Genomic DNA, 18,954 nt, shown 5'->3' with positions numbered 1-18,954 from the left:
AAACAGTGGCATACAATATGAAAAAAACATTACTTGCAGCCGGTGCAGTGCTGGCGCTCTCATCGTCCTTTACTGTTAACGCAGCAGAAAATGACAAACCGCAATACCTTTCAGACTGGTGGCACCAGAGCGTTAACGTCGTAGGCAGCTACCATACCCGTTTCGGGCCGCAGCTCCGTAACGATACCTATCTGGAATATGAAGCATTCGCGAAAAAAGACTGGTTCGATTTCTACGGCTATATGGATGCGCCGGTATTCTTCGGCGGTAACACCAACGCGAAGGGTATCTGGAACCACGGTTCCCCGCTGTTCATGGAAATTGAACCGCGTTTCTCTATCGACAAACTGACCGGAGCCGACCTGAGCTTTGGCCCGTTCAAAGAGTGGTATTTCGCTAACAACTACATCTATGACATGGGTCGTAACAAGTCTGGCCGTCAGAGCACCTGGTACATGGGTCTGGGTACTGACATCGAAACCGGTCTGCCGATGAGCCTGTCCCTGAACGTCTATGCGAAGTACCAGTGGCAGAACTACCTGGCTGATAACGAAAACGAGTGGGATGGCTACCGTTTCAAAGTGAAATACTTCGTGCCACTCACCGAGCTGTGGGGCGGTAACCTGAGCTACATCGGTTTCACTAACTTTGACTGGGGCTCCGATCTGGGCGACTCTCAGTACCGTACCAGCAACTCTATCGCATCCAGCCACATCCTGGCGCTGAATTACGATCACTGGCACTACTCTGTGGTGGCTCGTTACTTCCATAACGGCGGACAGTGGGAAAACGGCGCTCAGCCGGTATGGCAATCCGAAACGGTTAAAGCTACCGGTTGGGGTGGCTACCTGGTTGTCGGTTACAACTTCTAAGCTGTTTATTTGCCGCCCGGCCAGTACAACGCCGGGCACAGAAAGAGCACCGAACGCGCAACGCGCCGGTGCTTTTTTATTTCTTCTGATCCATCATCGCTTTCAGATTAGCGAAAGGGTTATGCATCGCAGCGCCGACATCTTTCTGCGCATCCTCCCCGGCAATAACGGTTGAGCCATACTGATCGGCTTCGGTATATTTCGAATGCTCATGATCGTGACAGTACAGACACAGCAACTCCCAGTTACTGCCGTCTTCCGGGTTATTGGTGTGGTCGTGATCGATATGATGGACGGTTAATTCGCGCAGGTTAGAGTAAACAAATTCGCGAGAGCATCGCCCGCATACCCACGGAAATAATTTGAGCGCCTTTTCACGATAGCCGTTTTCCAGCCGCGTATAGTTTTTAGGGATAATCGCCATAGTGACTCTGTATCTGCGTTGAATGTAGGGTTATGAGCAAGTTTAACACTCTGCGTACCCCATTGCCCGTGAAGGATGCAGAAGCCCGCTTAACCGCAGGCTTTTTTAGCGATAAAAAAATCCCGGCCATGCGACCGGGATTCCAGTAATAACGTGACTGCGTGATTAAGGCAGAATAGACGGCTGATCCGCCCCTTCTTTCTCAACTTTCTGCTGCAACATATGCTCGCGCTTCATGCCCAGCTTCAGCGCCAGCGCCGAGGCCACGTAGATCGACGATGCCGTACCGATAGAAACACCAATCAGCATGGTCAGAGAGAAGCCTTCCAGTACCGGACCACCGAAGAGGTACAGCATCAGAATCACCACTAACGTCGTCCCGGAGGTGATCAACGTACGGTGCAGCGTCTGGGTCAACGACACGTTAAAGATTTCGTAAGGCGTCCCGCGACGAATTTTGCGGAAGTTTTCACGAATACGGTCAGATACCACGATACTGTCGTTCAGCGAGTAACCGATAACCGACATCAACGATGCAACGATCGTCAGGTCGATCTCAATATGGAACAACGACAGAATCCCTAAGGTGATAATCACGTCGTGCGCCAGCGCGATAACCACCCCCGCCGCCAGTCGCCACTCAAAGCGGAAACCGACATAAATGAGGATAGAGATCAGCGCGACAATCAGCGCCATCGCACCGGTTTGCGCCAGATCGGCGCCCACGCTCGGCCCGACAAACTCAATACGCTTCACGGCGGCGTTCTGGCTGGTGGCTTCGTTAATGACACTCAGCACCTTGCTACCCAGCACCTGACCGCCGTCTTCACCTTCCGTCGGCGGCATACGCACCATAATGTCGTGGCTGCTACCGAAGTTCTGCAACAGCGGCTCGGCAAAGCCCGCTTTTTCCAGCGCATCGCGCATCACGTCCATTTCGGCCGGTTTTTCCAGCGTGATTTCGATAACCGTACCACCGGTAAAATCGAGACCCCAGTTAAAACCGCGCACGCCCATCACCACGATGGCCGCAATCAGCAGGAAACCAGAGATGCCGAAAGCCCAGTAGTCCCAGCGCATAAAGTCATAGACTTTACGGCCGTGGTTCAATTGTTCAACAGTATATTCCTGTGCCACATCGCACTCCTCAGATTGACAGCTTGTTGATGCGTTTGCCGCCATACAACAGGTTTACGATGGCACGCGTACCGACAATCGCGGTAAACATCGACGTCGCCACACCGATACCGGTAGTAATCGCGAACCCTTTAATTGCCCCGGTGCCGACTGCGTACAGGATGATGACTTTAATCAGCGTGGTGATGTTCGCATCGAAGATGGAACTGAACGCGCCTTTATAACCTTCATCAATCGCCTGCTGAACCGTACGCCCGTTGCTCAACTCTTCTTTAATACGTTCGTTGATCAGTACGTTGGCGTCGACCGCCACCGCAAGGGTTAGCACGATACCGGCAATCCCCGGCATACTCAGCGTGGCCCCCGGCAGCAGCGACATGATACCGACAATCAATACCAGGTTGGCCACCAGCGCGCTTGTCGCAATCAGACCGAACTTCTTGTAGAAGAAGATCATGAACAGGATGGAGACCACCAGACCGGCCAGACACGCTTCCAGGCCCTGTTTGATGTTCTGCATACCCAGCGTCGGGCCGATAGTCCGTTCTTCAACAATCTGAATCGGCGCAATCAGCGCACCGGCGCGCAGCAGCAGAGAGAGCTGGCGGGCTTCGTTCGGGTTGTTGATACCGGTAATACGGAAGCTGTTGCCCAGGCGAGACTGGATGTTGGCGATGTTAATCACCTCTTCCTGCTTCACCAGTACCGCACGACCGTTGGCATCTTTCTTACCGCTGTCTTTGTACTCCACAAACAAGGTCGCCATCGGCTTGCCGATATTGTCTTTGGTGAAGTTAGACATGATGTTGCCACCTGCGCTATCCAGTGAGATGTTAACCTGCGGTTGGTTGTATTCGTCCTGGCTGGAAGTGGAGTCGGTGATATGGTCACCAGTCAGGATCACGCGTTTGTACAGCACAACCGGCTGGCCTTCGCGCGTCTGTTTCACTTCCGAGTCACCCGGTACGCGCCCGGATGCCGCCGCAGACTGGTCAACGTTGGTGTTTACCAGACGGAATTCGAGGGTCGCGGTAGCGCCCAGAATCTCTTTCGCACGCGCGGTATCCTGAATACCCGGCAGCTCAACGACGATGCGATCCGCACCCTGACGCTGGACAACCGGCTCCGCCACGCCCAATTGGTTTACACGGTTACGCAGAATGTTGATGTTCTGCTGAACAGCATACTCACGCGCTTCGCTCAGACGCGCATCAGACATGACCGCACGCAGCACCGTATTGCCCTGGCTGGTAATCACCAGATCGCGGTGACGCCCGCTCAGATAAGAGATCGCTTCATCACGCGCTTTGTTATCGCGGAACGTGATGCTCAGACCGTAGTTATCTTCTTTGCGAACAGTGGTATAAGGAATGCCTTTTTCACGCAGGTCGCTGCGCAGGCTATCGATATTTTGCTCCTGAAGCTTACCTAACGCGGTGTCCATATCCACTTCCATCAGGAAGTGAACGCCGCCACGCAGGTCAAGGCCAAGTTTCATCGGCTCGGCTTTAATGGCCGCCAGCCAACGAGGCGTTGCCGGAGCAAGGTTAAGCGCCACGACGTATTTATCACCCAGCACGCCAACCAGCGCTTCACGGGCGCGCAGCTGGATGTCGGTGGTGTCGAAGCGCGCAAGAATAGCGCCCTCTTCCAGAGCCACAGACTTAGCGGTAATTTTTTCTTCTTGTAACGTTTTCTGGACCTGGATCAGCGTTTGCTCACTGGCGGCGACGCCGCGCGCGCCAGTGATTTGAACAGCCGGATCCTCACCATACAGGTTGGGAAGTGCGTAAAGCAGGCCGACGACAATCACGACGACCAGCATGATGTACTTCCACAAAGGATAACGGTTTAACACGGCAGTTCCCTTTGGGAAAACAATAGATTACAGCGCCTTCATAGTGCCTTTCGGCAGAACGGCAGCTACGAAGTCACGTTTGATAACCACTTCAGTGGTGTCATTCAGCGCGATAACGATGTAGCCGGATTCCGCTACTTTCGTTACACGACCCACCAGGCCACCGTTAGTCAGCACTTCATCGCCTTTTGCGATGGAGCTCATCAGGTTTTTGTGTTCTTTGGTGCGCTTCTGCTGTGGACGCAGGATCATGAAGTAGAAAATCAGACCAAACACCACCAGCATCAAAATCAGAGACATCGGGCTGCCCTGCGCCGGAGCACCTGTTGCCGCTACCGCATCAGAAATAAAAAAGCTCATTAAATTTCCCTCATTATTAAAATTAATCAACGTTCAAAGGTGGAACAGGTCGACCCTGACGTTGGTAAAAATCGGTCACGAAGCTCTCTAATTTACCCTCTTCAATAGCCTTGCGTAAACCCGCCATCAAACGCTGGTAGTAACGCAGGTTATGAATCGTGTTGAGTCGCGCGCCCAATATTTCGTTGCAACGGTCGAGATGATGCAAGTAGGCACGCGAATAATTGCGACAGGTGTAGCAATCACACTCGGCATCGAGCGGGCTGGTGTCGCTTTTATGCTTCGCATTACGAATTTTCACCACGCCGTCAGTCACGAACAGGTGACCATTACGGGCATTGCGTGTTGGCATAACGCAGTCAAACATATCGATACCGCGACGAACGCCTTCCACCAGATCTTCCGGTTTGCCGACGCCCATCAGGTAACGAGGTTTGTCCGCCGGGATTTGCGGGCAGACATGTTCCAGAATGCGGTGCATGTCTTCCTTCGGCTCACCCACAGCCAGACCGCCGACAGCGTAGCCATCAAAGCCAATCTCTACCAGACCTTTGACGGAGATATCGCGTAAATCTTCGTAAACGCTGCCCTGAATGATGCCAAAAAGCGCATTTTTGTTGCCCAAACCATCAAAACGGTCGCGGCTACGCTTCGCCCAGCGTAAAGACATCTCCATAGAGCGTTTAGCATAGTCCCAGTCCGCCGGATACGGCGTACATTCGTCGAAAATCATGACGATATCGGAACCGAGATCATACTGAATCTCCATGGATTTTTCAGGATCGAGGAAAATCGGATCGCCGTTGATCGGGTTGCGGAAATGCACGCCCTGCTCGGTGATCTTGCGAATATCGCCGAGGCTGAACACCTGGAAACCGCCGGAGTCCGTCAGGATCGGGCCTTTCCACTGCATGAAATCATGCAGATCGCCATGCAGTTTCATGATTTCCTGACCCGGGCGCAGCCACAGGTGGAAGGTGTTGCCGAGAATAATTTGTGCGCCAGTGGCTTCAACTTCTTCCGGCGTCATGCCTTTAACGGTGCCATACGTACCGACGGGCATAAAAGCAGGCGTTTCCACTACGCCACGATCAAACACCAGGCGGCCACGGCGAGCGCGTCCGTCGGTAGTATCCAGTTCGAATTTCATTTTCTCTCCATACGCCAGAAAAACAGTCTGACGTTTAAACCTGTGCCGCGAACCTACTTCCCGACACGCTCATTCAAAGCCTGCGGATTGTACGTGATAAACATCGCGTCCCCGTAGCTAAAAAAGCGATAATTTTGTTCTACCGCAGCCTTGTACGCATTCATCGTGTGCTGATAACCCGCAAAAGCGGACACCAGCATAATCAGCGTCGATTCCGGCAGGTGAAAATTGGTCACCAGCGCATCAATCACTTTGTATTGATAACCTGGGTAGATGAAGATTTGCGTATCGCCGAAGAACGGTTCGATCAGGTCGTTTTTCGCCGCCTGCGCCGCACTCTCCAGCGAGCGTACCGAGGTGGTGCCCACCGCGATGATCCGATTGCCCCGCGCTTTTGCCGCCAGCACCGCATCAACCACCTCCTGCGGGACTTCGGCGTACTCCGAGTGCATGATGTGATCTTCAATGGTCTCCACACGCACCGGCTGGAACGTCCCCGCGCCGACGTGCAGCGTCACAAACGCCATCTCAATGCCTTTTTCGCGCAGCGCGGCCAGCAGCGGATCGTCAAAGTGCAAACCCGCGGTTGGCGCGGCAACGGCTCCCGGTTTTTCACTGTAGACCGTCTGATACAACTCACGGTCGGCGTCTTCATCCGGGCGGTCGATGTATGGCGGCAGCGGCATATGGCCGATCGCGTTGAGGATCTCCAGAACCGGGCGCGCGTCGTTGAACTCAACTTCAAACAGCGCGCCATGACGCGCGGTCATGGTGGCGTTAATGCTTTCGTCATCGCCCAACAGCAGTTCCGCACCCGGTTTCGGCGCTTTGGAAGCGCGAATATGCGCCAGAATGCGTTTGTCATCCAGCATCCGCTCAACCAGCACTTCAATCTTGCCGCCGCTGGCTTTACGGCCAAACAGACGCGCCGGGATGACGCGGGTATTATTAAAGACCAGCAGATCGCCAGGGTTGAGCTTATCGAGCAGATCGGTGAAAGTACCGTGCGTCAGCGCGCCCGTCGGCCCGTCCAGTGACAGCAAGCGGCAACGACTGCGCTCAGGCTGCGGATAGTGGGCAATCAGGGATTCGGGTAATTCAAAGGAAAAATCGGTAACGCGCATGACACTGACTCAGACTAAAATAAGAGGCGGGTAGTCTAGTGCCGGGGCGCGCTCCCTGCAACCGTTACCCCTCAAGTTAAGAGATATAAGCTATAGACAAAATCATTCAGGATGCATCGGGGCGGCAACTGAATGACAAATTCGTCAGGAACGAATTTGAACGCTGCTTGCAGCGGCCCCGCAGGGGTGAGGCCCGGGGATGGGCCGAGTAACTCGCAGCCAACAAAGAGGCAGTTTGAAGGATGAAGTGGATATGAATTTTCTTGCACACCTGCACTTAGCGCATCTCGCCGACAGCTCGCTTTCCGGCAATTTACTGGCTGATTTTGTTCGGGGAAACCCGGAGGCGAATTTTCCCCCTGACGTGGTGGAAGGGATTTATATGCATCGGCGGATTGACGTCATGACCGATAATCTGCCGGAAGTGCGTGAAGCGCGGGAATGGTTTCGCAGCGAAACCCGTCGTGTAGCCCCCATCACTCTGGATGTGATGTGGGACCACTTCCTGTCGCGCCACTGGGCGACAATATCTCCCGATTTCCCGTTGCAGGCGTTCGTGGGCTACGCCCATGCGCAGGTCAGCACTATTTTGCCCGACTCGCCGCCGCGTTTTGTGAATCTGAACGATTATCTGTGGTCGGAAAAGTGGCTGGAGCGTTATCGCGATATGGATTTTATCCAGAATGTCCTCAACGGGATGGCGAATCGCCGCCCACGCCTCGATGCCCTGCGCGACTCCTGGTACGATCTGGATGCGCACTACGATGCGTTAGAAGCGCGCTTCTGGCGCTTCTACCCGCGCATGATGGCACAGGCGCGTCAGAAATCGCTTTAGTTGCCTGATAAGCGTAACGCCATCAGGCAAAAAATTGATAGGTGAAACCTGTCTCATTGATTGTCAGCACCGCGTTGAGTTGCCCTCTTCCCCTCCCTATACTTGCCCGCGTTGCGTTCCAAACCCCTTAACTTTGCAGGAGTATTTATATGGTACTGGTTACTCGTCAGGCCCCGGACTTCACAGCAGCCGCCGTACTGGGTAGCGGTGAGATCGTTGAAAACTTCAACTTCAAACAGCACACCAACGGCAAAGCAACCGTTCTGTTCTTCTGGCCGATGGACTTCACCTTCGTTTGCCCGTCTGAACTGATTGCTTTCGACAAACGTTATGAAGAGTTCCAGGCGCGTGGCGTAGAAGTTGTCGGCGTTTCTTTTGACTCTGAATTCGTCCACAACGCATGGCGTAACACCCCTGTCGATAAAGGCGGCATCGGTGCAGTGAAATACGCAATGGTTGCTGACGTGAAGCGTGAAATCCAGAAAGCCTACGGTATCGAACACCCGGAAGCGGGCGTTGCCCTGCGCGGTTCTTTCCTGATCGACGCCAACGGCGTGGTTCGTCACCAGGTAGTTAACGACCTGCCGCTGGGCCGTAACATCGACGAAATGCTGCGTATGGTTGACGCGTTGCAGTTCCACGAAGAGCACGGCGAAGTGTGCCCGGCACAGTGGGAAAAAGGCAAAGAAGGGATGAACGCCTCTCCAGACGGCGTGGCAAAATACCTGACTGAAAACGTCGCCAGCCTGTAATCGGCTCGAATTGAAAAAAGCTCGCTATGGCGAGCTTTTTTATTGCGTTTATCCGGCCTACGGATTTTTGTAGGCCGGATAAGGCGTTCCGCCGCCATCCGGCGTAGTGCCCGGTGGCACGCCGTTTACCAGGCCCACAAGCATGTCGCGTTTACGCCGCGCCGTCCTTTTTCACCTCGCGCCAGATTCGCCACGCCATCACCAACAGTACCGCGACGCCAGCAATCAACGCCCCCCACACCAGTAACGTTTTCCAGCGGCTTTGCTGCTCCGCAGCCGACGTTGCCGTCAGCCGCGCCTCACCGCCCAGCGTTACGCGCTGCTGCGTCATCGCCCAGGGCAGGTCGTTAACATCCTGCGTTTTGCGCAGCGACGCCGGGATCAGCATATCCAGCTCAACATCGGCTTTTTCCGCCGCCCGGTTTCCCCAGGCCAGCATATACGGGCCTTTCCCCTGCGTATTGAACACCAGTTGATAACTGTCCCGCGCGCCGCTCAGCGCAGGCAGCGTTTCCGGCAATCGGGCGTTGATGGTGGTCATACGGATAGCTTCAACCTGTTGACCTGAAAGAAGAATATCCTCCGAACGCTTCCCGTCGAGGCGGTACAGGATCGTTTTCGTCAGTGGACGCCACGCCTCTTTTTCCCCGCCGCGCCATGCCAGCTCAACCGGTAAAACGCCCTCGTTTTCCAACGCAATTCTGAGCGACGTCAGCGGCTGCGGCTGATTCCAGCGCCATACGGCTTCTGTTTCCGACACTTTCTTTGCGTGGGCCTCCAGCGCAATACGCTCCGACGCCGGTTCTCCGCTGTCCGCAATGGCGCTTACGCTGTTTAACGTCAGCGGCGGACTTTGCGAATCGAGAATCACCAGCAGGTAGCGACGGCCTTCCGCAGAGAGCGTCAGGCTGGCGCTGATGGTGTCCATTTTCAGCCGATCGTTATCGCGCGTCAGATCCATCAGCGGCGCGTCTTCTTGCACGGGTTGCCAGTAACGTAAATCACGGCTGGCATAAACGGACGCCTTCCCCTGCCAGTTGCCCGCAGGCGTGTTCCAGTTCAGGCGCAGTTGCGCCAGCGAAAAGGCCGCCGTCATCTCTTCCGGCAGAGTCAGTAAATAGCTCTGCCCAACCGCGTTAACGTCATCGCTTTCCAGATGAATTTCCACGCCGGTCTTTGAACGCAAAACAAAGGATTCGCTTCCACGGCGCTCCCCTTCCCGCGGTGATACTGGCGACATATCCAGAGGAAAAAGCCGCAGCGCCACCGTCTCTGGCGTGACAGACGGCGTTTTCTGCGCCGTCAGCGCAAAGGGCACCGTATCGCCCTGGCGGTTAAAAACCCGCACATCGCGTAAATCCGGCCAGGCGCTTTGTTGGTAAAGCGCCAGCGGCAGCGAAACGCGATACCACGGCGATGAACCCGTCGCTTCCAGCATCATGCCGGTGGCGTAATCCTGCGGCGTTTCCGGGGCTTCGTCACGGCTGAACACCGGCCACGCCACACTCAGCAACGCGCTCCAGACTACCGCTTTCATCCATTTCATTTTTCTTCTCCTGCTTTGGGCGGTAACGGTGAGAAATACCCGACGATAAGTACCAGGATCGCCACGCCGATAAAAGCGATGGCGCGCGCCAGCCCGCCGCCGCGCGCGCTATCCACCAGCATCAGCTTAACAATGACGATCCCCAAAAGCACCGCGCCGCATAACCATTCCCGCCGCGAACGACGACGGGTCGCGAGCAACATCATAATTAACGCCGTCAGCATCCAGAACAGGGCGAAACAGGTCTGGATCAACCGCGAATGCCACAATGTCTCCATGCTCCACGCCACCTCGCCATACCACGCCAGCGCCCGCATCAGCCCTCCGTTCAACCACCAGAATGCGAGCGCCGCCAGCACCACAGGCGCCCATGCGCGATATTTCGCTAACGGCGACGGCAGAAAACGACGAGAGAAACGCGCAAGGAGGAACAATCCCAGCAAGGCGAAAGCGGCTCCCTCCTCAAGCGGGTTCGCCACTGGCAGATAGCGCTGTTGGAAAACCACGCCATCCTGTAAATTCGCCAGCACCAGAAGCAACAGCAGGATCGCTGCCACGGGCGCCAACGCCAGCGCGCCGTACAACGCAGGCCAGCATTTGAACGGCCACAAATCGCGGCGCAGCGCGGCGTGTACCAGCAGTATGACGATTCCGCCCGCCGCCATCATCAACCCGCTGCGCCAGGCGTCCATTCCCCACGGCAACGACTGCACAAACCAGAACAGCTCCATCCCGAGCGCTAAAAGCACCATCCAGAACAAGGATAAATGCAGCGTCCGGGAGATGCGCGGCGGCAGATGCGCATCATCACGATAAAGCATGAGCACCGCACAAGGCAGCGCCACGCACCACGCCAGATTTTGCCAGCCTGCGGCGAAAATCTGCCGTTCTTCAATCTGGTACAGCAATGCCAGCAGCATCGCAGGCCACAGCAGCCAGCGGCTGTAACCTAACGCCCGCCAGGCGAGCCGCCCGCTCAGATAACGCCAGAGCCAGGCGGACGCGGCGAGTAGCGCCAGCACGCCAGACCATTCGGCAGCATAACGCGCCAGCGCCAGTTGCGAGGCCCCCGTCAGCGCGACGATCCAGAAGGCGATGCCGCCCGCCAGCAGCGCCCAACTGACCTCCTTCTTCTCGCTGCGCCACAGCCACGCGCCGCCCAGCCAGCACAAACTCAGCACGGCGAAGATCATCATCACCGTCAGCGGCGCGGCGTCATCGGCCAGCGCCCACAGCGCGCTGCCCACAGCCAGTAGCATTAGCGCAGTGCCGCTATAGCTCATCCGCCGCTGCTGTTGCTGCATACCCAGCCACAATACGCCAAGCCCCTCCAGCGCCCAGGCCATTGCCGTCCAGCGCGCCGAAAGCGCCAGCGGGATGGCAAGGGTGGTAAACGCGCCGCCCAACGCGAGCGCCGCCAGCACCAGCGGCCTTCCCATCGACGGGTAGCGACGCAGCGCCAGCCACGCCAGCGCCATATAGAACGCGCCGTAGCCCAGCGCACTGAGCGCCGGACCATAATCCATATGTTGGGTAATGGCGTACTGCATGCCAAACCCAACCAGCGGCGGCGCAAACAACAGCACGCCATCAACAATATGTTTGCCTTTTTCCTGCGCCCGCAGCGACAGCGCCACGCTCAGCACGCCGAAAATAATGATATTGGCAATCAGGAAAAGCTGGCAGTTGAGCCAGTATTCAGGCCGGTAGTCACTGACACCCCACAGGCCGCCGACCCCGAAAGTGAATAATAACCCCAGCAGATTAAGCTCACGCCAGTGCTGCCAGACGCTTATGGCAAGAATGCCTGCCGACAGCAGGAGATAGAACGAGAACAGCGCCACATAGTTCCCGCTGCCCGTCGACAGCAGCAGCGGCGCAAGATAACCACCCAGGCTGGCCAGCATCGCCAGGCTAAGCGCTTTTTGCAAAATAGCCAGCCCTACGCTTGCGGCGCAAATCAGCACCAGCAGCGCAAACGCCAGCGTCATCGGCAGCATTTGCCACAGCCGGAATGCGCCAAAGACGGTCAGATAGAGCACGCCTGTCGCGCCGCCTTGCAGGATCAGCGCATAGACCGGCTGTTTGCGTCGCAAACGCCAGCCTGTCGCGAGCAGCACTACGGCACACAGCGCCGCAGTGACAAGACGCAGTTCAAGCGGAAACAGCGCGTGTTCAACCGTATAACGCAACAGGAAGGATAAACCGAAAAAGAGGAGCAGAATGCCCAGCTTCGCCAGCGGATTTCCCTGCATAAACCAGCGCGCCAGCGAGGTGAAAACGCCGCCGAACGCGGAAGGTTTCGCCGTTTTCGCAGGCGCCGGGAGCGGTTTTGCGAGGGTTTCCTGCGCAGCCCAGGGATTTTCCGGCTCAGGTATGGCCGCTTCGATGGCATCAGGCGGCGATGGCGCGACACGCTCTTTCGCAGGTAGCGAAGGTTCCGCCGTCACCTGTACCGCAGGCGCTTCTCCCGCACGCTGCTGTTCAAGTTGCTCAACCCGTCGGCGCAACACCGCCAGCTCAAAGCGAACCGCCGCGCTGCGGTTGAGCGCGACAATCGCGAGAATGGGAACCACCACCAGCGCGAAGAATAAAACAATGCAGCCAAGGATTAAAAGCTCATCCATGTTTCCACCTTCACTGTACAAGGACAGACCAGAATGACATAGATTATTACATTTTTGCCATCCCTGAAGGTGAAAATGCCGGATCGCGGCGTAAACCAGAACGCGGCTTCGGGGCGAATAAAGCCGACCATTTTGAATGCATTATTGAGGAAATGAACCATGCTAATGACGTGGTTATTTCATCTTATTTTGCATAACAGACACCCTCAAAAAAATGCCATGCTTTGGTCTAAATTATTCACTGGCATTGTTTTTCGACAGTCTGTACAACGTACTTATTTCATTTTCAGGATATTTTCAGATCATGCGAATCAATCTGGACGTTCTGCTCATTCTTGATGCTATCGACAAACACGGCTCGTTTGCCGCTGCGGCCGGGTCGCTGTTTAAAACCCCCGCGGCGCTTAGCTATATGATTCAGAAACTGGAAAACGATCTCGATATTGAGCTTCTCGATCGCTCTGGCCACCGGGCGAAATTTACCGATACCGGACGAATGATGCTGGAAAAAGGGCGTCTGCTGCTCAACGCCGCAAAAGACCTGGAGAAACAAGCCGTGCAGTTAAGCTCTGGCTGGGAAAAAGAGCTGGCAATAGCGCTGGATGATTCCTTCCCTTTCGAGACGCTGCTGCCCGTTATTGATGCGTTTTATGCGCTGAATAAGCAAACGCGCCTCAATTTTACACACCATACGCTGGCGGGATCGTGGGAAGAGCTGACGCACAACGGCGCGGACATCATTCTCGGCGCAATTAACGAGCCTCCGACCTCCGCCGCCTGGTCATATAAAATGCTCGGCACCCTGGACAACGTATTTGTGGTCGCGCCTTCGCACCCACTGGCCGCCGCCACGGACGGTCTGACCAATGAGCAACTCTGTCTGCACCGGGCGGTGGTGATCAGCGACAGCGCCCGCTTCTGCCATCCCCTGCAATCCAATTTAATGGATGAGCAGCCGCAAATTCGCGTGGATGACTTCGACAGCAAAGTGACGCTGCTGCGCGCCGGTTTAGGGTGCGGATTCCTCCCCCGCCATATTGCCAAACCGTGGCTTGCCACCGGCGAGCTGGTGGAGAAATCCGTCATCTCTTTTCGGCAGAAAGATGTCGCCTATATGGCATGGCGCAACCACAGCGACGGTCTGGCACAGCGCTGGTGGCGAGAAGCCCTGCTCGCCAGCCCGGAAGTCGCGCAACTCTATCAGTGATTCACCCAGACCGTAGCGGAAATGGCGGGCAGGCTGAGAACGCCCTCAGCCAGTTGGCCTTTCCCCTCTTTGCCTCGCCACTCGCTGACGTTAAGCAACGGTGAGGCAGGCAATACGACCTCACAGGCCTCGCCCCGGTTGATCGCCACCAGTACGCGCTGCTGGTGATAGACTCGCACAAAGACCACCACATCCTCTTCGGCATAAATCACCTGGCAACCGCCGTGACGTAGCGCCTGCGTGCGCTGACGAAGTTTCCCCAGACGCTGGTACAGCGCCAACAGCATGGCATCCTGTTTTTCAACCTGCCACGGGAACGGCTTACGACAGAACGGATCGTTATTGCCGTCCAGCCCCACTTCATCGCCGTAATAGATGCAGGGAACGCCAGGCCAGGTAAACAGCCAGACAACCGCCAGCGGCAAACGCGCCACGTCTTTGCCCAGCAGCGATTTAAAACGGGCGGTATCGTGGCTGTCCAGTTGGTTAAACATCCGTAACTGCTGCTGATGCGACAGGCCAGCACGGTAGTTATCCATCCAGGCGATGCAGGTTTGCGCGTCAATGTGCTGCGGATCGTAAGAGATATCGGTATTGGCGAGAAATCCCCACAGCGGGAAAGTGAAGCCGCGATAGTTCATGGCGGCGTCTTCCGCATCCGCCTGGAGCCATTGCCGCGCATCGCCAAAATGCTCGCCAACGATATAGGCGTCAGGCTGCGTCTCTTTTGCCGCCTGCGTAATACCGGCAACGTGTTGCAGGTTATTGCGCGCGCCTCCGGCCTCGCCCAGCATATGCACCACATCAAGCCGCCAGCCGTCCATATGCCACGGCGCTTTCAGCCAGTGACGCACAATGCTGTCTTCACCACGGTAGATTTCATTGACCAGGCTTTCCGACTGGAAATCCAGCTTGGGCAGACTCGGATACCCCAGCCAGTCCAGCGCCACGCCCTCCGGGGAGAAAGAGTACCAGTCACGCCAGGGCGATTCCGGGTTGTGGCATGCGCCGCCGCTTCCCCGATTGTGCCTGTCAAACCAGGCGTGCGAGTCGCCGCTATGGTTAAAGACGCCGTCCAGCACCAGGCGCATTCCCTGCTGCTGCGTATGCTGCCGCAGGCGCAGCAGCGCCCGATCGCCGCCAAACTGCGGATCAACGTGACGATAATCTTCCGTATCGTATTTATGGACGCTTGGCGCGCTAAAGACCGGGTTCAGGTACAGCGCCGTCACCCCCAGTTTTTTCAGGTACGGCAGTTTCTCGCTGATCCCGTCCAGATCGCCGCCGTAGAACGTCGATCCCCCGGCCTGCGCAGTCACCGGATCGTCCCAGTCGTGCAAGACGATATCCTGACCGGCGGCATGATGGTAATAGACATTATCCTGTTCCGCTTCGCGCGGCTGGCTGCGGGCAAAGCGATCCGGGAAAATTTGATAGAAAATCTGATCGGCGACCCATTGCGGGCCATTGTCCGGCACATCGACGGCAAACTGCTCCAGCCGCGCGGGCGGGAAACGGCTAAATCCCTGCGGCGTGAACCACAGCTGGCGATCGTGCCAGAGCAGCTTAAAGCTGTAGCGACGGCGCGGCTGTCCGCTGGCGAGATCGATCGCCGCCCGCCACGCCGTGACGCCCGGTTGCGGTTGACTGCGCAGCCGATGCATCGCCAGCGAGATTTCTTCATTATCGTTCTCAGCGCGTAGCGTCACACGCTGGGGCGGGTTTTCCCCGCTCAGCCATAACGTTATGGTCAGTTGTTCTTTGTTTTGCTTAACAAATGGGGCAACCGGAAGGTGCCAGGCGTTCAACATCACGTATCCCCTTTGATGAAAATGAAGCCACCTTGCCATAGCGACATCAAGGATAACTCATCATCTTAATGTTTATTGGGGGAGGAGTCCGGGGGAGGATATTGTTTGATACTGCCGGGCGGCGGCTTCGCCTGACCCGGCCTACAGGCAACCGTAGGCCGGATAAGCGTTAGCGCCATCCGGCGGGGAATCACCCCACTTCAGCCAGTTGGCGGTCGCGGCGGCGTTTAAACATCCAGCCGACCAACAGCAGTGCGATCCAGGCGAAACCGACGTACAGCGAAATACGGGTATCTGGATGGTAGCCGATAAGCGCGATAATAAAGACCAGGAAGATCAGGCCCGTAACGGTTGTCGCCACGCCGCCCGGCACTTTAAATTTCAGCGCCTTCACCTCATCCGGCGGCAGACGGCGGCGGAACGCAATCTGCGACAGCAGGATCATAATCCATACCCATACCGTGGCAAAGGTCGCCAGCGAAGCAATCACCAGGAAGACGTTTTCCGGCATGATGTAGTTCAGGTAAACCGCGAACAGCAGCGCAATGGTCATCACCATAACCGTCACCCACGGAATACCGCGACGCGACGTTTTAGCGAACACTTTCGGCGCACTGCCCTGCTCCGCCATACCGTGCAGCATACGTCCCACGCCGAACACGTCGGAGTTAATCGCCGACAGCGAAGCGGTCAGCACCACAAAGTTCAGGATGCTGGCGGCAAACGTAATGCCAAGATGCTGGAAGGTCAGGACGAACGGGCTGCCGTTGGTGCCAACCTGGTTCCACGGGTAGATAGACATGATGACAAACAGCGTGCCCACGTAGAACACCAGAATACGCATCGGCACGGAATTGATGGCGCGCGGAATAGATTTTTCCGGGTCTTTCGCTTCTCCGGCGGTGATGCCGATAATTTCAATCCCGCCGTAAGCGAACATCACCATTTGCAGCGACATCACCATCCCCAGCCAGCCATTGCTGAAGAACCCACCGTTGCTCCACAGGTTGTGGACCCCGGTCGGCTGCCCGCCGTTGCCAATCCCCCAGATAATGATGCCGAAGCCGGCGACAATCATGATGATGATAGTGGCGACTTTAAAGAACGAGAACCAGAATTCCAGTTCGCCGAATACCTTCACGCTCATCAGGTTGATGGCGCAGATAAGTAGCACCACGCTCAGCACCCAGATCCAGTGCGGCACCGCAGGGAACCAGACTCCCATATAGATACCGAAGGCGGTCACGTCAGCAATGGCGACAATCAGAATTTCAAAACAGTAAGTCCAGCCGGTAATGTAACCCGCGAGCGGGCCGAGGTTTTCCTGCGCATAGCGCGAGAACGAGCTGGCGGCGGGGTTATGCACGGACATTTCGCCCAGCGCGCGCATAATAATGTACGCCGCGACCCCGCCGATAATGTAGGCCAGCAACACGCTTGGCCCGGCCATTTTGATGGCGTCTGCCGAGCCATAAAATAATCCGGTGCCAATTGCCGATCCCAATGCCATAAAGCGAATGTGCCGGGTGCTCAGCCCACGCTTTAGCTTGTTATTGCTTTCCATCAATTCCGAACCCATCAAAATAATAAAAAAACCACGGGGCCTGTAGCCCCGTGGTTAAAACATACTGTCAGTGATCTTAGTGAGCGCTGGAGGTCACTTGTCGACCTGCGGCGCGATCCCAGATAATTGCCAGAACAACCATCACCACTGTTGGCATCAACCACGCCAGCCCCTGTTCCGCCAGCGGTAAACGCTGGGTCCAGGCCGGTAAGATGTCACCAATCGCAGAGGCTTTAATCCCGTCAAGGATACCAAAAACCAGGCTGATAAACATCGCCGGAGCAATGACGCGGGAAGAATTATGCCACCATGAGCGGGTAAAGCTTAATACAACCAGTGCGATACACGGCGGATAGATGGCTGTCAGCACCGGAATAGAAATCTGAATCAGATGGCTCAGACCCAGATTCGATACCACCATTGAGAAGCCGCCCAGAATAAACACCAGCGTGCGATAAGAGAGTGGGACGTACTGCGCAAAGAACTCCGCACATGCGCAGGTCAGGCCAACCGCCGTCACCAGACAGGCGATGAAAATCAGCGCCGCCAGCAGCAGGCTACCCGCGCCGCCGAAGGTATGCTGAACGTAAGCGTGCAGGATTGCCGCGCCGTTAGCAGACTGATCGACCAGCGTCGCGCTATCCGATCCCAGACGGAACAGCGCAAGATACAGCAGCGTCAAACCCACACCCGCCATCAGACCCGCCCAGACGGTATAACGGGTCAGCAGACGCGCTTCTTTAACGCCGCGCGAGCGCGCCGCATTGACGATAACGATACCAAACACCATTGCGCCCAGCGTATCCATCGTCAGATAGCCATTCACAAAGCCATTAGAGAACGCCGCGTTCTGGTAGGCGTCCATCGCGTCGCTAATCGGACCGGCAGGCCAGATGATTGCCGCAACGGAGAGAATAATCAGCGCGATGATTTTCAGCGGCGCCAGGAAATTACCCACCGTGTCCAGCAGTTTGCCCGGATAGAGCGATACCAGAATCACAATGGCGAAATACACCAGGCTGTAGATAAACAGCGGCAGTGCGGAATCGCCGGTCAGCGGCGCAATCCCGACTTCAAAGGAGACGGTCGCCGTACGCGGCGTTGCGAATAACGGCCCCACCGCCAGATAACAGACGGTCGCCAGCAGAACGCCAGCCACTTTACCAATCGGGGTGCTCAGGCTATCAACGCCGCCGCCGACTTTCGCCAGCGCCACAACGGTAAGTACCGGAAGACCAACGGCAGTAATCAGAAAGCCGAACGCCGCAGTCCAGACGTGTTCGCCTGCCTGCAAACCGACCATCGGCGGAAAGATAATATTGCCTGCGCCAACGAACAGCGCAAATGTCATAAAGCCCAGAGCGATAATATCGCGCGATTTTAACTGATGGGTCATAAAGTTTTACTGCCTGTGGATGTGGTGTTGAAAACGTTAAATTTTCTGCCCTTCCCTGCGGGACGATACAGCGGCATTTTTAAGCAATTCCAGCGGGATATGCTCCTGGGCTGGCGCGGCGAAGAATAGTTTTTCGATTTACCGCGTAAATGCAGTCGGTATGACAGCATCTGGAGCGCAATTTAAACGCTTATAACGTTTTAAAGCAAGGTGAGATCCAAAAACCAGAAGAATATAGCGATATGAAATTAGCAACCAGTACAAAACGCTATCCATAAGAAAAAGTCATGG

15 protein-coding genes are annotated in these 18,954 nt (G+C 56.0%); 4 read left to right on the top strand and 11 right to left on the bottom strand.

The window, feature by feature from the left end; all coding sequences use genetic code 11:
- Positions 1–17: 17 nt before the first annotated feature.
- Positions 18–872 (top strand): nucleoside-specific channel-forming protein Tsx, encoded by an 855-nt coding sequence (locus OGX84_RS17265; RefSeq protein WP_012133569.1) that lies wholly within the window; start codon positions 18–20, stop codon positions 870–872.
- A gap of 76 nt (positions 873–948) precedes the next feature.
- Here OGX84_RS17265 and yajD read toward each other — a convergent pair whose 3' ends face one another.
- The 6 genes from yajD to queA all read right to left on the bottom strand — a co-directional run bounded on the left by yajD (position 949) and on the right by queA (position 6,925).
- Entirely contained in the window at positions 949–1,296 is a 348-nt protein-coding gene (gene yajD / locus OGX84_RS17260; protein ID WP_047458501.1) for an HNH nuclease YajD, read from the bottom strand.
- Between the two features lie 165 nt (positions 1,297–1,461).
- Complete coding sequence (gene secF, locus OGX84_RS17255) at positions 1,462–2,433, bottom strand: protein translocase subunit SecF (RefSeq protein WP_024130598.1); 972 nt, start codon at positions 2,431–2,433, stop codon at positions 1,462–1,464.
- Positions 2,434–2,443: 10 nt separating this feature from the next.
- Positions 2,444–4,291, bottom strand: a complete 1,848-nt coding sequence (gene secD / locus OGX84_RS17250; protein ID WP_048902403.1) for a protein translocase subunit SecD — start codon at positions 4,289–4,291, stop codon at positions 2,444–2,446.
- Positions 4,292–4,318: 27 nt separating this feature from the next.
- The gene (gene yajC, locus OGX84_RS17245; protein ID WP_012133573.1) at positions 4,319–4,651 is read right to left on the bottom strand and encodes a preprotein translocase subunit YajC; all 333 of its coding nucleotides are present in this window, start codon (positions 4,649–4,651) and stop codon (positions 4,319–4,321) included.
- 22 nt (positions 4,652–4,673) lie between these two features.
- Complete coding sequence (tgt, locus tag OGX84_RS17240) at positions 4,674–5,801, bottom strand: tRNA guanosine(34) transglycosylase Tgt (protein ID WP_012133574.1); 1,128 nt, start codon at positions 5,799–5,801, stop codon at positions 4,674–4,676.
- Between the two features lie 53 nt (positions 5,802–5,854).
- Positions 5,855–6,925, bottom strand: a complete 1,071-nt coding sequence (gene queA / locus OGX84_RS17235; RefSeq protein ID WP_012133575.1) for a tRNA preQ1(34) S-adenosylmethionine ribosyltransferase-isomerase QueA — start codon at positions 6,923–6,925, stop codon at positions 5,855–5,857.
- 253 nt (positions 6,926–7,178) lie between these two features.
- On the opposite strand from queA, the gene acpH reads away from it, so the two are divergent.
- Both acpH and OGX84_RS17225 read left to right on the top strand, forming a co-directional pair.
- The gene (acpH, locus tag OGX84_RS17230; protein WP_049009713.1) at positions 7,179–7,760 is read left to right on the top strand and encodes an ACP phosphodiesterase; all 582 of its coding nucleotides are present in this window, start codon (positions 7,179–7,181) and stop codon (positions 7,758–7,760) included.
- 149 nt (positions 7,761–7,909) lie between these two features.
- Positions 7,910–8,512: a peroxiredoxin gene (locus OGX84_RS17225; RefSeq protein ID WP_012133577.1), complete on the top strand. Its 603-nt coding sequence runs from the start codon at positions 7,910–7,912 to the stop codon at positions 8,510–8,512.
- A gap of 151 nt (positions 8,513–8,663) precedes the next feature.
- Here the strand turns inward: OGX84_RS17225 and OGX84_RS17220 are convergent, their stop codons facing one another.
- Positions 8,664–10,058 carry a DUF3999 domain-containing protein gene (locus OGX84_RS17220; protein WP_012133578.1) on the bottom strand — a complete coding sequence of 465 codons (1,395 nt, stop codon included), beginning with the start codon at positions 10,056–10,058 and terminating at the stop codon, positions 8,664–8,666.
- Entirely contained in the window at positions 10,055–12,685 is a 2,631-nt protein-coding gene (locus OGX84_RS17215) for a DUF2339 domain-containing protein (protein WP_286458229.1), read from the bottom strand. Before OGX84_RS17215 ends, OGX84_RS17220 begins: the two co-directional genes overlap by 4 nt.
- Positions 12,686–12,989: 304 nt before the next feature.
- Here OGX84_RS17215 and OGX84_RS17210 point away from each other — a divergent pair, with 304 nt between their 5' ends.
- A complete protein-coding gene (locus tag OGX84_RS17210) occupies positions 12,990–13,892 on the top strand; it encodes a LysR family transcriptional regulator (RefSeq protein WP_115181919.1) in 903 nt (300 codons plus the stop codon).
- Here the strand turns inward: OGX84_RS17210 and malZ are convergent.
- The 3 genes from malZ to brnQ form a co-directional block, all read right to left on the bottom strand.
- On the bottom strand, positions 13,886–15,703 hold the full coding sequence (gene malZ, locus OGX84_RS17205; protein WP_286458228.1) for a maltodextrin glucosidase: 1,818 nt from the start codon (positions 15,701–15,703) through the stop codon (positions 13,886–13,888). The genes OGX84_RS17210 and malZ overlap by 7 nt on opposite strands.
- 190 nt (positions 15,704–15,893) lie before the next feature.
- Entirely contained in the window at positions 15,894–17,267 is a 1,374-nt protein-coding gene (proY, locus tag OGX84_RS17200) for a proline-specific permease ProY (RefSeq protein ID WP_049009677.1), read from the bottom strand.
- A gap of 76 nt (positions 17,268–17,343) precedes the next feature.
- Positions 17,344–18,663: a branched-chain amino acid transporter carrier protein BrnQ gene (gene brnQ, locus OGX84_RS17195; protein WP_012133587.1), complete on the bottom strand. Its 1,320-nt coding sequence runs from the start codon at positions 18,661–18,663 to the stop codon at positions 17,344–17,346.
- Between the last annotated feature and the right edge of the window lie 291 nt (positions 18,664–18,954).

Origin of the sequence: Citrobacter sp. CK202, from assembly GCF_030333225.1 — a bacterium.
Taxonomy (GTDB): Bacteria; Pseudomonadota; Gammaproteobacteria; order Enterobacterales; family Enterobacteriaceae; genus Citrobacter_B; species Citrobacter_B koseri.
Note: the sequence above shows the minus strand (reverse complement) of the source record. Positions and strands in the feature narration are given on the sequence as shown.